This is a genomic window from Viridibacillus soli (genome assembly GCF_016612995.1).
Classification (GTDB): domain Bacteria; phylum Bacillota; class Bacilli; order Bacillales_A; family Planococcaceae; genus Viridibacillus; species Viridibacillus soli.
Genome location: NZ_JAEOAH010000003.1, coordinates 255594 through 272659 on the forward strand (window position 1 = coordinate 255594; position 17066 = coordinate 272659).

Consider the following 17066-nt stretch of genomic DNA (forward strand, 5'->3'; position numbering starts at 1 on the left):
TCAATGAATATGTCAAAGCTTCCATTAGGTGATTGGGTCGATTCTTTAGTTGATTGGATCACAGTTACATTTGCTGCATTATTTTCATTTTTTACAAATGTCATTGATGGACTATTAAATATAATTGTTGAAGTATTAAGCGTTGGTCCCCCTGTAGTATTAATCATCGTATTAGCCTTGTTAGTTGGCTATACGAGTAGATGGCCGCTAGGGATATTTACAGTAATAAGCTTGTTACTAGTTGATAATCTAGGTTATTGGGAATCGACGATACAAACACTTGCAATCGTTTTAGTATCCGGTTTCTTCATTATTTTATTAGGTATTCCAATTGGTATATGGTGTGCTCAAAATAAAACGGTACAAAAAATTGTTACACCTATTTTAGACTTTATGCAGACAATGCCTGCATTCGTTTATTTAATTCCGTCGATTTTATTTTTCGGGATTGGTGTTGTACCAGGGATTGTGGCATCATTTATATTCGCGATTGCACCGGCAATCCGGATGACCAATCTCGGTATTCAAGAAGTGCCAAAAGATCTTATTGAAGCGTCAGATGCTTTCGGCTCAACTTCTAGTCAAAAGTTATTGAAAGTTCAATTACCACTAGCTACACCGACCATTTTAGCAGGGGTCAACCAAAGTATTATGCTTGCCCTTTCTATGGTTGTTACGGCATCATTAGTTGGTGCGCCTGGACTTGGTGCGGACGTTTATCGTGCAGTCAGTCAAATAAATGTTGGACAAGGTTTTGAAGCCGGATTATCGATTGTCTTCATTGCCATCATTTTAGACCGCATTACACAAAACATTCGTAAACCAGCGTATGAACGTTTCGTTAGTCGAAAAATCGTCTTATCCATTGTCGCGATACTGATAGTAGTGGCAGCGCTATTTAATGTCTTCACAAAAGAAGACGCTGTAAAAGGAACGGGTTCTGAGATTGGCGCCCAAACCGATTATAAAATTATCGGAATCGAACCAGGTGCTGGATTGATGGCGCAGGCGAAAAATGCAATGAAAGATTATAAATTAGAAAATTGGACGCTTGTTGAAGGTTCATCTGCAGCGATGGTTGCTGAATTGAAAAAAGCGTATGCAAAGAAAGAACCGATTATTATTACAGGTTGGTCTCCTCACTGGATGTTCGCTTCCTTTGATTTAAAATATCTCGATGATCCAAATAAAGTATTTGGCGGTGCAGAAGGTATTAATACAATCGTTCGAAAAGGACTAAAAGATGATGCTCCAGGTGCTTATAAAATCCTTGATCAATTTTCTTGGGACACAAGCGATATGGAGAAAGTGATGGTAGATATTTCAGGTGGGACGAACCCAACTGAAGCTGCTGAAAAATGGATTAAAGCAAACACAGATAAAATAGCTAAGTGGACAAACGGAGCACAAGCGGGTAAAGGGGAAGAAATCAAACTTGTTTATGTCGCTTGGGACACTGAAATAGCTAGTACAAATGTGATTGCTAAAGTACTTGAGCAAAATGGCTACAAAGTAACACTCAGTCAAGTTGAAGTAGGACCGATGTTTGCAGGTGTTGCGAATGGTAGTGTTGATGCAATGGTTGCAGCATGGCTCCCAAGTACGCATAAAGATTATTATGCATCTTACAAAAAAGATCTCGTTGATTTAGGACCAAACCTTGAAGGAACGAAAAATGGTATTGTTGTACCTAAGTATGTAGATATTGATTCGATTGAAGATTTAAAATAGAAGAAACTAGGCTACCTAAAGTAAATCTTTAGGTAGCCCTCTTTTATTTCCAAATAGGCAATTTCAAAAAAATAACTGTCGAAAGCAGCTTTAATAGCTAATATAAGGACTGTGGTTGACGTACTATAAATTGCACTGCTTTTAGTCGTTTAAAGGGGAATTATGTATGACCTTCTTCAACTTATGATGCAAATTACTGGAAAACGAACTACAATTAGAGTTATAGTTTTTTGGTATAACCTGTAAATGTTTGTATTTTAAAATAAAATTGTGTAGGGGGAGGAAATTTGGATATTTCCAATTTACAAATAGAGACTGAAAGATTGATTATACGTCCCTTTAAAAAACAACTGCAAAGTAAATCTGCCGTTGTTTTTCCTATTTATAATATCCTTTTAGTCAAAAATCTCCTCTTTTTAATCCTAACCTGGATACCTATTTAAACTTCAATTTGAAAGTGAAAACGATATTTGTTGTAAACTTAAGCTCGGCAGTTCTTTCCATAGGAAATTTTCTATCATTACTTTCCTATGAACATTGCTTAAGTGATAAGTCATTTTTTCTGTATCTAACCAACATCCATTAATTATTAACTTCTTCTTTTCTTCCCTCCCTAATAATGCCAAACTCCTCTTATATACTGGTTCCATTAATTTATTTTGGTCATGATCAATTAAAAACAACACACTTCCCTTACTGCTATTCGATTATAACAATAAACCGACCCTCGACTTGTTCCTCTTTCGTGTAATGCTCTAGATCTAGAATTGTATTTACAATTTGCTTTATTTGTTCCATTGGTAATCCGATCGCAAGTGCCATAAACTTATCAACAAGTGCATCGCTTGAAATAGCCTATGCGACTTACGGAGCTGCTACTGCTCCAGCAGTTTCAAATGCATAATTGACGCCATCATACGTATACTTTTTGACTTGTTCTATAACATCAGCATCCTTTTAGTTAAAGACGGTTGTATCTCCCAGTTCTTTTTGCTTGAACTAGCTTTTTTTCATTAATATCAATCGTAATCACTTCGCAAGCACCTGCCGCAATAGTTAGCAACGTCCCCTTCACGTTAAGATATTGATACCGATAAATTTTAAATCTGTCATACCTTCAATTGAATATTGAATGCCTTCCTTTCCAATTCCACTTTTCTTCACACCGCCATATGGAATGTGGTCATAGCGCTTGACAGATACTTCGTTGATCCATATGCCGCCTGTTTCTAATTGATCTGCGACACGAAATGCACGATTAATATTATTCGTAAAGACACCTGCCTGTAAGCCGTATTCTGAATCATTCGCCCATTTTATGACATCCTCTTCCCTTGTAAATGGCATAATAGAAATAATAGGTGCAAATACTTCCTCACAAACTACTTTCATATCAAATCGGACATGATCAATAATAGTTGCTTGCATCATTGTCCCTTGGCGCTCCCCACCAGTCCGCACAATCGCTCCTTCTGCAACTGCTTCGTGTACCCAATCTTCTGCACGTTTTGCCGCTTCTTCTGTAATCATCGGTCCAATTTCGGTTGAATCATCAAGTGGATCACCCATTTTCAACTTAGATACTTTATCTACTATCTTTTTTAAAAAGGTTTTATAGATTGCTTGATGCACAAAAATACGTTGTGCAGATACACACGCCTGTCCTGCAAATGTGAAGCCTCCCATTGTAATGGCACTGACTGCATGATCGATATCTGCATCCTCAAAAACGATATTAGGTGCATTCGAACCAAGCTCAAGCGTAACTTTTTTCCCTTTTGCCATCTCTTGAATTTTCCAGCCAACGGTACTACTACCCGTGAACGTCACCTTTTTCACATGTGGATGTGTCACTAATGTTTCCACTAATTGTTCTCCGGGCCCATTTAATAAATTAAAAGCACCCTTTGGTAAACCAGCTTGTTCAAACAGTTTATATAATTTTATCGCGGATAATGGCGTTTTCTCTGCTGGTTTTAATACAATTGTATTTCCTGCTGCAATAGCAGGGGCCACTTTATGAAGTGACATATTTAACGGAAAATTGAACGGTGTAATTGCTGCGACCACTCCGATCGGTACCCGCTTGGCTATACCTATCTGCCCTTCACCACCCAATGCATTATCTAAGACAATTTGTTCCCCGTTTAAATTTTTGGCCCCTTCAGAAGCAAAACGTAATACTTGAATAGCTCGGGATACTTCACCTCTTGCTTCAACAATCGGCTTGCCGGCTTCTAAAGCTAATGTCGTCGCAAAATCTGTTGCTTGTACTTCTAGTAAATCCGCGGCTCGTCGCAAAATCGCACTGCGTTCATGTGCTGGCATAGATTTCATTTTTTGATGGTATATTTCATGAGCCACTTTAACGGCAAGTTCCACATCGCTTGTCGTAGCGCAGCTAACTATACCAATTAGCTCATTATTATAAGGATTACGTACTCCAATTTCTTCACGAAAATCTCCTTTAATTTCTACACCTCGAATAAACGAACAATATTCAATCATCTATTAATCCTCCTTTGTTCTTGATAAAAAAACCCTAAGACAAATGGGGCCTTAGGGTTGTTGTAGATTTACTCGTAATAGCCTCCAGTAGATTTAATAAATGAGTTAAACTGATTTGCATCATGACCAAACCAAATGGTCAAATCATTCCGTTCGGCTGAGCTGCTAAAAAGCCTGCATCTATTATGACTTTCACTAATTAGGTTGGATATGCTTATTGCTCATCAATCTCGCGCAATTACGTATCCGGAGATGCTTTACAAACGGCACGTACACTTTGACGCAGTTCTTCTAAAAACACCACTTGTTCAACTACTAATATCATCGTAATTCCCCCTCACTTTCCTGCAAAATTTGGTGCCCTTTTTTCATTAAATGCACGCACTCCTTCAAGACGATCCTCTGAATTAACTGCAAGGTTATAAATCTCTATTTCTCGTTTTCGAGCATCACTATTCGATAACGCTCCTAAAGTATTTGCGCAAATCTTACAACCTTGCACCCCCAAAGGAGCATTTTTCGCGATTTTATTTGCAAGCTTAAGAGCTGTTTGGAACAATTCTTCAGGTGGGACGACTGCATTAAGTAGACCAGCATCATTTGCTTCTTCTACTCCAAAGATTTCACCCGTAAACAACCATTGTTTCGCTTTATGTAATGGCACTCGTTTCGGTAAAAGACGAGAACCACCACATCCAGGCATAATGCCTCGAGTTACTTCTGGTAAGCCAAATTTCGCTGTTTTTGCTGCAACGAGGAAATCACAATTGAGTGCTAATTCAAAACCACCCGCCAAAGCATAGCCATTAACTACGGCAATTGTTGGCTGTGGTAGATCCTCAAGCGCATAAAACATCTGCTCAAATAATTCATGCTGTGCTTTCCAGGTCTCCTCAGAAAGCCCTTTAAGTTCCTTTAAATCTGCTCCTGAGCAAAATGCTTCACTGTTCGAAGAAGTTAAAAGTACAACTCTAATAGATGGATCAGTTGACACGACTTTTAAAAGTGACAACATATATTCAGCCATTTTCGTATTAAAAGCATTGAGCATTTTCGGTCGATTTAAAGTCACGTTTAAAATCTGTCCATTGTCTCCTACTATTTCTGTTAATATGGCATTCATAAGTTACACCCCTTCATTTACTAAATTCGATGCACGAGTCACTTCACGAGTTGCAGATGTATCCAGTGCTTTAGCAATATCAGTTAATGTAAAGTCATAGGCTAGCATGTCATCAAATGGGTAAACTTCACGTTTGTCAGGCTCTGTCATCACCACGACTTTCCCTTTCTTAGTAATTCCACCTTTACATTGATTTAGCATTTTATTAATTGTATTTCTATGAGATTAGAAAAATGAGTATAACCTAAAGATTAATTATTTTTCTAAATCAATATATTTTTAAATGGTGAATAGCCTTTCACACTATTTTCTTTGCCTACTAGCTATGAAATCTAACGGTTTTCACTTAAACGAAAACAACAAACGTAAATTTATACACTTTTAAAGCATTAATTACTGTCTTGCTCAGCGTTCCATGATATAATAGAGGCATTGTGAAAAAAGGAGGAACTTACATGATTCAAGTAAGTAATGTAGGTCTTCGCTATGGCGACCGTAAATTATTTGACGACGTAAATATTAAATTCACACCAGGTAACTGTTACGGCCTAATCGGAGCAAACGGTGCTGGTAAATCGACATTTTTAAAAATTTTATCTGGTGATATCGAGGCACAAGATGGCCACGTATCTATGGGCAAAGACGAACGCCTTTCTGTATTAAAGCAAAATCACTTCGAATACGATGAATTTAACGTATTAGATACAGTTGTTATGGGGAACAAACGTCTTTGGGAAGTAAAAGCAGAAAAAGACGCAATCTACGCAAAAGAAGAATTTTCTGATGAAGACGGTATGCGTGCTGCTGAATTAGAAGGTGAATTTGCTGACCTAAATGGTTGGGAAGCTGAATCTGAAGCGGCAACATTATTAAACGGTTTAGGGATTGGCGACGATCTTCACTATATGCTAATGGCTGACCTAGAAGGTTCTGACAAAGTCAAAGTCTTATTAGCACAAGCCCTATTCGGTAAGCCTGACGTTCTTTTACTAGATGAGCCTACCAACCACCTTGACTTAAAAGCAATCCAATGGTTAGAAGAATTTTTAATTAACTTTGAAAATACGGTTATTGTTGTATCCCATGACCGTCACTTCTTAAACAAAGTATGTACACATATTGCTGACCTTGATTTCTCTAAAATCCAATTATACGTTGGTAACTATGACTTCTGGTATGAGTCTAGCCAATTAGCACAAAAAATGATGTCAGACCAAAACAAGAAAAAAGAAGAGAAGATTAAAGAGCTACAAGCATTCGTTGCTCGTTTCTCTGCGAACGCTTCTAAATCAAGCCAAGCCACTTCTCGTAAAAAAATGTTGGATAAAATCGAGCTTGATGATATTAAACCATCTAGCCGTAAATATCCATTCATTAACTTCCAAACAGGTCGTGAAATCGGTAATGACGTGTTAACTGTTGATGGCCTAACAGCAAGTCACGAAGGCGAAACTCTGTTTAAAGACATTCGCTTCTCAATGAACAAGGAAGACAAAATCATTTTAATAGGTAGTCCGCAGGCTAAAACTGCTCTTCTTGACATATTAATGGAAGAAAAAGAAGCAGATGCGGGTACAGTTAAATGGGGTGTTACTACATCTCAAAGCTACTTCGAAAACGATCACGATAAATTCTTCGGAGGCACAGAGAAATCATTAGTGGATTGGTTACGCCAATATTCCCCAGATGACGAAACAGAAAGCTTCTTACGTGGATTCTTAGGTCGTATGCTATTCTCTGGTGAAGAAGTGAAGAAATCTCCTTCTGTGTTATCAGGGGGCGAAAAAGTTCGTTGTATGCTGTCTAAAATGATGCTTGCCACTGCAAACGTTATTTTACTTGATGAGCCTACCAACCACCTTGACCTTGAGTCAATCCAAGCACTAAATGAAGGCTTAATTCGCTTCAAAGGTGCTATGATCTTCACATCTCATGACCATCAGTTCATCCAAACAATTGCTAACCGCGTAATTGAAATCCGTGAAGACGGTTCAATTTTAGATAAGCAATTAACGTATGATGAATTTTTAGAGTGGAAAGACAAAGAAAAGTTAAAATAATAAAATTGTTACTTAGCAAAGCTTGTTTTACAGCTTCTAAGTACTTCTAATTTCCCCATACTCCCCTATTGAACTTCAGGGAGTATGGGGATTCTTTATGCCAAGAATTATATATTATTTAAAATAAAAATACTGGTACCAGCATGAATAGCTTCCTCATTAATCCTTACTCCGTTGCCAAAATCCTATAAATATATATAAGCATTGTTTTCTTCCCTGTTCTGCGTGTCCGATTTCGCCGAAGCTACTTTCGTTTGATGTGACACTCCAAGGGCTTAAATTCGGACACAACGAATCCTACATATTAGCAGTATCTTCTACGTGATTAATCTGCTAATTTTTATAGTTAGCTAAATTCAAAGTAGCATTTAGGTCTCTATCTATTTCTAATCCACATTCGCAGGAATAAAGTCTATCAGATAACTTTAGGTCTGATTTAATATCTCCACAATTTGAGCACATCTTAGATGATGGATAAAAACGACTAACCTGCATAAATTCAATTCCGTTTTTCTCACACTTGTATTTCATTTGACGGATAAATTCATACCATTTTTGCTTTTGGATTGCTTTCGATAAATGACGATTTTTCATCATTCCAGATACATTCAAATCCTCCATAACAACTTTACAAGGTTTGGTTTTCACAATTGTATTTGTTGTTTGGTGAATATAGTTGTCTCGAATGCTTGTTAACCGTCGATGTAGGTGCCGTATCTGCTTTTCGATTTTTATAAGGTTGCTTGTTTTGACAAAACGGTTTCCCTCCTTATTCATCTCATATTTACGAGAAGCTCTTCTCTGCAACCTACGAAGTTGTTTCTCGGTCTTACGTACTGCTTGTGTTTTATTAATATTTTTAAAGACTTTTCCATCAGAGCATATTGCTAAATCTTTTACTCCTAAGTCAATACCAACGACTACATCTGTCAACTCGGGTTTCACAACCTCTTGTTCAATACCCACAGTCAAATACCAATACTTTCCGTCAAACCCCACTCTAGGATTCATATACTTGATATCTATAGATAATTGTTCTGAGGTCTTTACCCAACCAATCTTTTCGATTAGGACTAACTTGTTTGGCTTGGATTTTAACTTTAGATTGTCGTTATAGAAAGATGGTTTGGATTTCTTTCTACTTTTAAACCTTGGCTTATCAGCTAATCCCTTGAAAAACTTCTTATAGGCGTCACAGGCATCTTTAACTGCCTGTTTTGCTACGTTGTTGGACACTTCACCCAACCAAATAAAGTCATCCTGCTTTTTAATTTGTGTGATTTCTTTGCGCAAGTCATTATCAGAAATGAATTTATTTCCCTTCTTGTGATTCTCTTCTTGTCTAGCTAAAGACCAGTTATATACCCACCTAGCTGTTCCCGTAGACTTCCAAAGTGCAGACTCTTGTTCAGGAGTTGGTCGAAGTCTAATTCTATTCGTGAGAATCATATTTGATTAACTCCTCAATCATCTTCTTTGCTTTGTGCGCTCGTCTGCCCTGCAACTTACAGCTAAAGACTGTGACAATTTGAATCAAATCTTCCACCAACTCTTGGTCTTCGATTTTGGGTGTGCTATCTATTATTTGAATATTTGTTCCGTATTTCGCAAATAGACTATCTAGTAACTCGTATCCAAATCTCAGTAATCTATCTTTGTACATGACAACTACGGTTTCAACTTGATAGGCAAGCACTTTGTCGATTAATATGTTTAACCCCTTTTTATTATAGTTAATCCCACTGCCTACATCCGTTATAATTTCAAAGGGTTTACCTTGTTGAATCAAATAGGTTTTCATATTCTCAACTTGTCTTTCCAAATCATCTTTTTGTTTACTAGATGATACTCGACAATAGCCTATTACTAATCTTTCTTTCTCTTGCTCATACAAACCTAAGTACATATCTAGTTGTTGTTGCGAGTAGTAGCGGTGACCAGACGGAGTAGTGTAACTAGGCTTCAATTTGTCTGTTTTATCCCAATTTCTTAATGTTTGTATTGTGATACCAATTTCTTCTGCAAACTGTCCTATGCTGTATGTTTTCATTTTAATCACCCCTATATTTTACTATATAGGATAACCATACCATATTTAAATGCTTATTTATGGGTTTTTATAGATTATATCCAACTGTTATTATCCCCCTCCGCATTGAATTAGGCTAAAATTAAAAGCCACATCTAATTGATGTGGCTTAAAGCATCACTCTTCAATACTGACAATTTCGGATATATGAGTGATTGCAATGGTCGTAAAATCATCTAAATCCAAGTAATCAAAATTTTCTACCGTCCCACTTAAATAGTTTTCATAAAATTCGTCAGGAGATTCATCAACAACGTATGTATTCCCATTCCCCATAATGATCAGTGATTTCATATCTCTTCCTCCTCACAACGATATTAGTAAATTATATGCAAGTAATTGTAAGTTTCATGCAATATTTTAAAACTATCAATAATTTTCCTTATTCCAATTATTAAATGGAAGATGATTCAAGTCTGACCCTCAAGTAAATAAACACCCACCAATAGGGAGGAACCAACATTGGATATTTACTTGTATCAGAGTAATATAAAAAGCACCCTAAAGGATGCTTTTCTGCCAATAATTATTTTGATTCTAGCTCTTTTATTGATTGTTTTATTACACGTAAAACTTCTTGATAATATTTCTCGTTATTATTACAGTGTCGAATATTTTTTTCTAACGTAACTATTTCAACATCAATTTCTTCAATCATATGCTGAATAATAGTCATTGCCATTCCACTGTCTGTTTTTTCTGAGGAAATGCTTAAAACACTTTTTCTTTCTAATAAATCACTTTTTCTCAGTAATGATTTCTCTGTTTCTTCGTAGTAGTGCTGAATACTAGCTTCAATTTCCTCAACCAACGCAAGTCTAGATACTCTTCTTGGTAATTCTTTTAATTCAGTCAATATTTTCACCCCTACAACCATTATAAATTGGGAGGACTTGTAAGTATGTAGTGAGTTTTTGATAAAAACCACAAGTATTGTATGATTTTTTTAATTAATTATTATATTGCCTACTGAAACAGATATATTTAACTCCTTATCCCCTTTTGTGCCATTAATAATTTTCTGCCCTGCGCCTCGCTTTATTTTATTTTCACTTGATAATATATTATTTTCTGTAATGAGCTTTCCATTACTAGTTGAAATATTTAACCCTACCTTATTACTTTTCAATCCATTAGGTAGTGTTATCTTTACATTGCCATTTGACAAATTAATATTGTTCTTACCCTTTATATCAGAAAAATTCAAGCTATTTAGACTACCAATTCGGTTCTTTATATTAACCTCTCCATCAACTGCCCCTATATTCATTGAACCATTCTTTGCTTCTATATTTAATGATTCCCCTTTAAAAGAATCTACGTTTATATTACCTACACTTGAACTAAGGCTTAATCGGTTAACTTCACTTAAATTTTTAACATCTATGTTTCCATTTCGTGTTTTAATTTGTACATGTTCTAGTATTCTAGGCGGTAAATTTAATACCAATTCCCCTCTTTTTGTTACAATGTTTATCCACTTAGCCTTTACCTTTATAATCGCTCGATCTTTCTCATAAACTATATCTATTTTCGAATTTCCGAATAATGATTTCTGACTTGTATACTCTATATTCATTTTGGAATCACCACTAACGGCAACGATATTCGAAACATCCGCATCAACAAGTATCTTATCTACATTTTCTAATTCACTCTTATATCCAACATTCTTTTTACCCGAATTAAGTGCAATGAGAGATCCAGCTATTATCAAAATTATAACCCCAATCATTAATTTTTTTCTTTTGATATTCTTCTCCTCTTTCTATAAATAGTAAAAACACTCTACCTCCCAACCGAATTTATTTTAATTACTAAAATATATAAATTATACAATATATATTTATTATAATATATACAAATGATAATTACTGTCAATTTTTTTCATAAAAAAAAACAGATTTTTTTATCTGTTTTTTTGTTCAATATTCATTTTTTTTAAATAGTTTATTTATTTCCATAAACATACTCGATATGCTCTCTATTTTTTCCTTTGAGAATTTCGAAAAGATTGCTTCGACCCTTTCCTCTCCCTTTTTAGTAAGTGAAACTCTTACGACTCTTCTATCATCTTTAATCCTTATTCTTTCTACATAATCTAATTTTTCAAGTTTATCGCACATATTCGTGGCTGCACCAGGAGTTAACATAAATGCTTCAGATATCTCAGTAATTTTCATATGTCTATATAATTTTAGTCTTAGTAATAAAAGCACTAAATTTTCTGAGAGGTTTTCATCATGAGTTAGTATTTTCATAAACTCATTTGATTTATTTTGAATGATAAACATTTCTTCCATAAGATTATGTATAACATCTTCTAAAGACTTTTCCATCCTAATCATCCCTTAAGTCATTTTAGTAATTAAAATATTAAACGAGTAAATAATCTAAAAACTATATATATTATACTAGTTCTAGCAATAATAATCTATTTTTTAATGAATATGTATAGGAATTGTTTTCGATAATGGATAGATTACATTACGTTAGGCAGACCTTATCATCTGCCATCGTTTTTTAGTATTAACTTTTAGGGTGTTTGTTTTCGTTGCGTTTTTTTCCTCTCGATAGTATCAGAATCTTTATAAAAAATTATTTACAAATTCATGATCCTCATTTGTTTTAAACTTTCTTCCCCTTCCCTTCTTCTTAAATACATTATCCGAATTTAACATAAGAATTACTTATGCGTTTCTATAATTATAATAATATTCCCTTATGATTTATTTTGAGATAAAATGGAATAAGAAAGATCAAAGGGGGATTTACAATGTCATTTGTATTCAAACAAATTGCTCATATTCAACTAGCTGCTCCTAAAAATTCCGAAGTATTGGCGAAAAAATTTTTTGGTGAAATTCTAGGCTTTCGAGAAATAGAGAAACCAGAAAAATTAAGAAAAAGAGGCGGAGTTTGGTTTGAATTTGGACACTATCAAATTCACATTGGGATTGAAGAACCATTTGCTCCAGCTAAAAAGGCACATCCAGCTTTTCAAGTGGAGAATATAGAAGCATTGAAACTACATTTAGCGAAAAATGAAGTTAGTTTTATTATTGATGAAGATTTGCCCGGAGCAAATAGAATTTATATAAGTGACCCGTTTGGTAACCGAATCGAAATTTTAGAGTGGATTTGACAAAAGTAGTTTAGATATCGATGTAAACAAAATAGCCTTAATTTTAATTATTCCATAACCTATATCATAGTAATCTTTAAAATCGTAGAGCACTTTTTGAAACAAGATGATTCAAAACATGCTCTTTATTTGCCCTATTGAATTATTATCGATATTAAGACTGCCATTTTCCAACTAATGAAGCAGGATTACGGAATAAGGGATATAATTAATCTAGGCTTAACTTGTAGACCATTGATAAAGGAGACATTCCATTGTTTAATTTCTTAAACAGAACAATATTAATAAAAGATGATTTAAAAGGTATAGCTAAATTAATGTATGAGGATGTCTCTGACGATGCTTGGGATAAAGAGAATCTTACTAAAAGAAATTTAAATTTCACTAATGAAAGCATTCGATATATTGATATGTATACAGAAAGATTAATGAATACTGAAATGGGTTCTGTACTGTTGAATGAGCATTTTGATAATTTCGTGTTTCGAATAGGTGCATATATTGGTGAAGTTATTAAAAATAGTATCAAGCAGGACTTTTTCTGGTATGAGTTTGATTCTGTTTACAATTATTCTTCCAAACTTGATGGAGTATATAATAGCATCGAAACACAAAGCGTTCTTTATTCAAAAAAGAAGGATGTAGTTATACTACCTCTTTTCGTTGTATCGCAATTCTTGGAAGGAAACTCCACATATAATAGTTTTCTAAAGTATGTAGAAGAAATGATTAAGCAGAATTCTTAAGTAATACCATTAATGAATACACCATTTTTTATCATTTCCAAAATGAAAAGAAAGATACTTATAGCAAGGTTTCATAAATTGTTAAGCAAGAAAATTCCGATTCCATTATTAAACTAACTGGGTGCTTTTGAAAAGAGTTGTACCTAATTTATAGATCAACTCTATACAAAGCTAGTGTTTATCAAACATTTCCTTTTGTTTTTTTAGCTTTGAAATCATTTCAAGGATTAATAAGAATACTATAATACTGCATGCTGATAAAAACGTTGATAATGAAATGACTTTAAATAGCTTTAATACGACCAAAACAGCCAAGAGAAATATTCGCCAGATGAATAATCTGTTCAAATATTCCACCTCCTTAATTTTTGGTGAATAACAAGTAGTTTATTTCATCTATTATATGTGTTAATGCCAAAATTATCATCAATATCCTTTATATCACATTATTTATGCATTAAATTTCCGAGTTCTTATTGAATTATTTGTTTCATGAACAAGGAATAAACAACTTTCAATCGCAAACATTTTTAAACTTTGTTCATCTGTATCAAACGCAATCTTTCGAAGAAATTAAACCGTATATGGAAAAGTCCCTTTGTTCGTTCTTTGCCTGTTTTTAAGAAATAATGGGTAAAACTACGAGCCTTTGAGATTTCACGGATAATATCAACTACTTTCATTCAATCGAACAAAAATTCTTACCTCTATTACAGAATTTTTGTTCTAAAAATTCAAATAACAACAGTCTTGATTAACATAGCCAACAATAAAAACAATTATTTTATAGGAAGATACATAACATCTTCTTCTCCATATACTTCACCAGTTGGAATAAAGCCAAATTTAGTATATAAATCACGCGCATTTTTGTTATCTTTATATACTGTTAGACGAATTTCTTCACAAATTTGAAATCGATTGACGATCCACTCAGTCATTGCAATAAGTGCTGCTTTACCATATCCTTGTCGTTGACACCTGTCATCAATAATGAATCCATTGATCCAATACATATTCGTCGTATTTTCTTCATATGCATGCATGATGAAGCCTACCATTCGCTCATTGTCATAAATGGCAAAAGGGATATATTCAACTTGATCTCCATCTGGTTTTATATATACTTTAGCTAGAGATACTGCAACTGATGGAACAAAATTCGTCTGCCCATTTTCAACACTTAACTTCAGTGCTTCTTCCCAATTTTCTCTCGTTACGGGTTTTAATTGTACTTTTATATAAATCACCTCTATGTCAATTAAATTAATAGTCATTTGCATTGTCACTACTTCTTATATCCACAATATACAAATTGAGTAACAACAATCCATATCAATTCAATGAATTTCCTCTATTTAATTACATTGTTATAAAACTGGATTATTTTTCGAACTACCAAATATAGCATCATTAATATAATTACAAATACAAACCTTCGAAGTAAACTGACGTGATGGTTTGAGCAATTTCTTCGATAGAACGTTGATGATCGTTACGGACAATTTCCCAAAGATACATTTCATTTGTGAAAAACCACCCTTTTGCTACAAGCTCATGGTTTAGTTCAGCTCTTGCCAGTCCATTTTGCTGTGCATAGGCGACGTCCTTTGAAATTCGCTGAATGAACTTCATCCGAATTGCTTTCCATTTATCTGATATAACCGTTGAAATTCCAATAGCCTGTTCAAAAACTTGCATCATATTACGCTCAGCCTCTGCCATTTTTAAAAAAGCATTTGCTTGTTTGTTTATGGTATGTTTTGCTTCACCTTTTGATTTTGGAAAGAAAGAGGTTTCGGCAATTTCATAAAATTGCTCCATGATATTCTCCATTAATACAATTAAAAGATCCTCTTTTCCCTTAAAATGAACATAGGCAGTTCCATAACCGATGTTTGCCTTTTTGATCATTTGAGAAATAACCGCAGCTTGAAAACCTTCTTCAAGAAAAATTTCCTTTGCAACTCCTAATAACTTTTGACGTGTCATAATTGAGCGCAAGTGTCGTTTATCCCCTACTTTACCATTATCCATTCCTATTCCTCCCCTTATCCTCTAGCATAAATCAAATCTTCCAAAATAAAAAACATTTGTTGGAAAAAATCTTTAAGTAATTTAATATTAATAATTTTCTGATTTAACTTATTGACATTGTGTCATATTCTTTGGTACGATTCTTCTGGAATATTCAGACAAATTAATTTAGGAGGATCCTTATGGTTTCAAAATACACTTTGGATTACGCAAAACAACTGGATGAGAAAGATATCCTTAAAAGTTTTCGAGAAGAGTTTTATTTAAAGCCAGATGCCATCTATATGGATGGAAACTCATTGGGACTTCTTTCGAAAAGAGCTGAACGCACTCTTTTGGAATCTTTAGAGGATTGGAAAAAATACGGGATTGATGGATGGACTCAAGGGAATCACCCATGGTTTTACATGGCAGAGAAATTGGCCGAGAAGATTGCACAATTAGTTGGCGCATCTCACGAGGAAGTTATTGTAACAGGGTCTACAACTGTAAATCTGCATCAACTTGTAGCTACTTTTTATAAGCCGGAAGGAATACGCACAAAAATACTAGCAGATGAACTAACTTTTCCGACTGATATTTATGCTCTTCAAAGTCAACTGTCTATACATGGATACGACCCACAAACCAATCTTATTCGTGTGAAAAGTCGCAATGGCCGATTTCTTGATGAGGATGACATTATCGAAGCAATGACCGATGACATCGCTCTGATCATCTTACCAACAGTCCTGTATCGCAGTGGTCAAATTTTGGATATGAAACGCTTAACTGAAGAAGCACATAAAAGAGGAATCGTGATCGGATTTGACGGATGTCATTCTATTGGTGCAATCCCGCATTTATTCAGTGAATGGGGTGTTGACTTTGCGTATTGGTGCAATTATAAACATTTAAATGGCGGTCCTGGCGCTGTTGGGGGCTTATATGTAAATCGAAAACATTTTGGAACGATGCCTGGATTGGCTGGATGGTTCGGGTCAAGAAAAGATAAACAATTCGATTTGGAGCATACATTAACACCAGCTGAATCTGCTGGAGCGTATCAAATTGGAACACCTCATGTTTTAAGTTGTGCACCCTTGATTGGGTCTTTAGATATTTTTATAGAAGCTGGAATCGAAAATATTCGAGAAAAATCTCTAAAAATCAATCAATATTTAATAGATTTAGTGGAATTAAAGTTGGAAAATATGGGATTTTTCATTGGAACTCCTAGAGAAGACATACGTCGCGGAGGTCATGTGAGCCTTGAGCATATAGAAGCTGCACGCATTTGTAAGGCATTGAAAGAAAACGGTGTCATTCCGGATTTCCGAGCACCAAACATCATCCGTCTTGCTCCAGTTGCACTATACACTTCCTACGCAGAAGTTTGGAAAGTGGTACAAATACTCAAGAATATCATGGCTGAAAAAAAATATGAAAAATTCAAGAATGAACGAGAAGTCATTGCATAACGTAATATCCACCAAATGATAGTTTACAAATTTCTAAATCATGCTTCAAATCGGGATTCCTCGGTTACTATTTTTACTTGTCGCCTATTTTGTTTCGAAAAGAAGAAATGATAATCATTGTAGCGGCAGATTCTCTGGATGTGAAGAAAAAATAGAATATAATAATG

General features: G+C 34.7%; 17 protein-coding genes. 5 read left to right on the forward strand and 12 right to left on the reverse strand.

Annotated elements, in window-relative coordinates:
- The first annotated feature begins 3 nt into the window (after nucleotides 1-3).
- A complete protein-coding gene (locus tag JFL43_RS03145; protein WP_200747884.1) occupies nucleotides 4-1731 on the forward strand; it encodes a glycine betaine ABC transporter substrate-binding protein in 1728 nt (575 codons plus the stop codon).
- Nucleotides 1732-2802: 1071 nt separating this feature from the next.
- Here JFL43_RS03145 and JFL43_RS03150 read toward each other — a convergent pair.
- The 3 genes from JFL43_RS03150 to JFL43_RS03160 all read right to left on the reverse strand — a co-directional run bounded on the left by JFL43_RS03150 (nucleotide 2803) and on the right by JFL43_RS03160 (nucleotide 5515).
- A complete protein-coding gene (locus JFL43_RS03150) occupies nucleotides 2803-4239 on the reverse strand; it encodes an aldehyde dehydrogenase family protein (protein ID WP_200747885.1) in 1437 nt (478 codons plus the stop codon).
- A gap of 337 nt (nucleotides 4240-4576) precedes the next feature.
- Nucleotides 4577-5362: an enoyl-CoA hydratase/isomerase family protein gene (locus JFL43_RS03155; RefSeq protein ID WP_200747886.1), complete on the reverse strand. Its 786-nt coding sequence runs from the start codon at nucleotides 5360-5362 to the stop codon at nucleotides 4577-4579.
- Between the two features lie 3 nt (nucleotides 5363-5365).
- Entirely contained in the window at nucleotides 5366-5515 is a 150-nt protein-coding gene (locus JFL43_RS03160) for a hypothetical protein (RefSeq protein WP_200747887.1), read from the reverse strand.
- 302 nt (nucleotides 5516-5817) lie between these two features.
- Between JFL43_RS03160 and JFL43_RS03165 the strand changes: the two genes are divergently transcribed.
- Complete coding sequence (locus tag JFL43_RS03165; protein WP_100797453.1) at nucleotides 5818-7422, forward strand: ABC-F family ATP-binding cassette domain-containing protein; 1605 nt, start codon at nucleotides 5818-5820, stop codon at nucleotides 7420-7422.
- A 333-nt stretch (nucleotides 7423-7755) separates the two neighbouring features.
- Here JFL43_RS03165 and JFL43_RS03170 read toward each other — a convergent pair whose 3' ends face one another.
- The 6 genes from JFL43_RS03170 to JFL43_RS03195 form a co-directional block, all read right to left on the reverse strand.
- A complete protein-coding gene (locus tag JFL43_RS03170; protein WP_200747888.1) occupies nucleotides 7756-8871 on the reverse strand; it encodes an RNA-guided endonuclease InsQ/TnpB family protein in 1116 nt (371 codons plus the stop codon).
- Nucleotides 8855-9472, reverse strand: a complete 618-nt coding sequence (locus JFL43_RS03175; protein WP_200747889.1) for an IS607 family transposase — start codon at nucleotides 9470-9472, stop codon at nucleotides 8855-8857. The genes JFL43_RS03170 and JFL43_RS03175 overlap by 17 nt, the downstream gene beginning before the upstream one ends.
- A gap of 156 nt (nucleotides 9473-9628) precedes the next feature.
- Nucleotides 9629-9805: a hypothetical protein gene (locus JFL43_RS03180; protein WP_200747890.1), complete on the reverse strand. Its 177-nt coding sequence runs from the start codon at nucleotides 9803-9805 to the stop codon at nucleotides 9629-9631.
- A 232-nt stretch (nucleotides 9806-10037) separates the two neighbouring features.
- On the reverse strand, nucleotides 10038-10367 hold the full coding sequence (locus tag JFL43_RS03185; protein WP_100797454.1) for a hypothetical protein: 330 nt from the start codon (nucleotides 10365-10367) through the stop codon (nucleotides 10038-10040).
- 90 nt (nucleotides 10368-10457) lie between these two features.
- A complete protein-coding gene (locus tag JFL43_RS03190; protein ID WP_200747891.1) occupies nucleotides 10458-11228 on the reverse strand; it encodes a DUF4097 family beta strand repeat-containing protein in 771 nt (256 codons plus the stop codon).
- Nucleotides 11229-11436: 208 nt separating this feature from the next.
- The gene (locus tag JFL43_RS03195; RefSeq protein ID WP_200747892.1) at nucleotides 11437-11850 is read right to left on the reverse strand and encodes a MarR family winged helix-turn-helix transcriptional regulator; all 414 of its coding nucleotides are present in this window, start codon (nucleotides 11848-11850) and stop codon (nucleotides 11437-11439) included.
- A 437-nt stretch (nucleotides 11851-12287) separates the two neighbouring features.
- Between JFL43_RS03195 and JFL43_RS03200 the strand changes: the two genes are divergently transcribed.
- A complete protein-coding gene (locus tag JFL43_RS03200) occupies nucleotides 12288-12656 on the forward strand; it encodes a VOC family protein (protein WP_100797457.1) in 369 nt (122 codons plus the stop codon).
- 254 nt (nucleotides 12657-12910) lie between these two features.
- A complete protein-coding gene (locus tag JFL43_RS03205; RefSeq protein WP_100797458.1) occupies nucleotides 12911-13402 on the forward strand; it encodes a hypothetical protein in 492 nt (163 codons plus the stop codon).
- A 171-nt stretch (nucleotides 13403-13573) separates the two neighbouring features.
- On the opposite strand, the gene JFL43_RS03210 is transcribed toward JFL43_RS03205, so the two are convergent.
- From JFL43_RS03210 to JFL43_RS03220, 3 genes are all read right to left on the reverse strand, one after another.
- The gene (locus JFL43_RS03210) at nucleotides 13574-13750 is read right to left on the reverse strand and encodes a hypothetical protein (RefSeq protein WP_200747893.1); all 177 of its coding nucleotides are present in this window, start codon (nucleotides 13748-13750) and stop codon (nucleotides 13574-13576) included.
- Nucleotides 13751-14181: 431 nt separating this feature from the next.
- Nucleotides 14182-14643 carry a GNAT family N-acetyltransferase gene (locus JFL43_RS03215; protein ID WP_200747997.1) on the reverse strand — a complete coding sequence of 154 codons (462 nt, stop codon included), beginning with the start codon at nucleotides 14641-14643 and terminating at the stop codon, nucleotides 14182-14184.
- A gap of 181 nt (nucleotides 14644-14824) precedes the next feature.
- On the reverse strand, nucleotides 14825-15439 hold the full coding sequence (locus JFL43_RS03220; protein WP_200747894.1) for a TetR/AcrR family transcriptional regulator: 615 nt from the start codon (nucleotides 15437-15439) through the stop codon (nucleotides 14825-14827).
- A 182-nt stretch (nucleotides 15440-15621) separates the two neighbouring features.
- Between JFL43_RS03220 and kynU the strand changes: the two genes are divergently transcribed.
- Complete coding sequence (gene kynU / locus JFL43_RS03225) at nucleotides 15622-16899, forward strand: kynureninase (RefSeq protein ID WP_200747895.1); 1278 nt, start codon at nucleotides 15622-15624, stop codon at nucleotides 16897-16899.
- The last annotated feature ends 167 nt before the right edge of the window (nucleotides 16900-17066 follow it).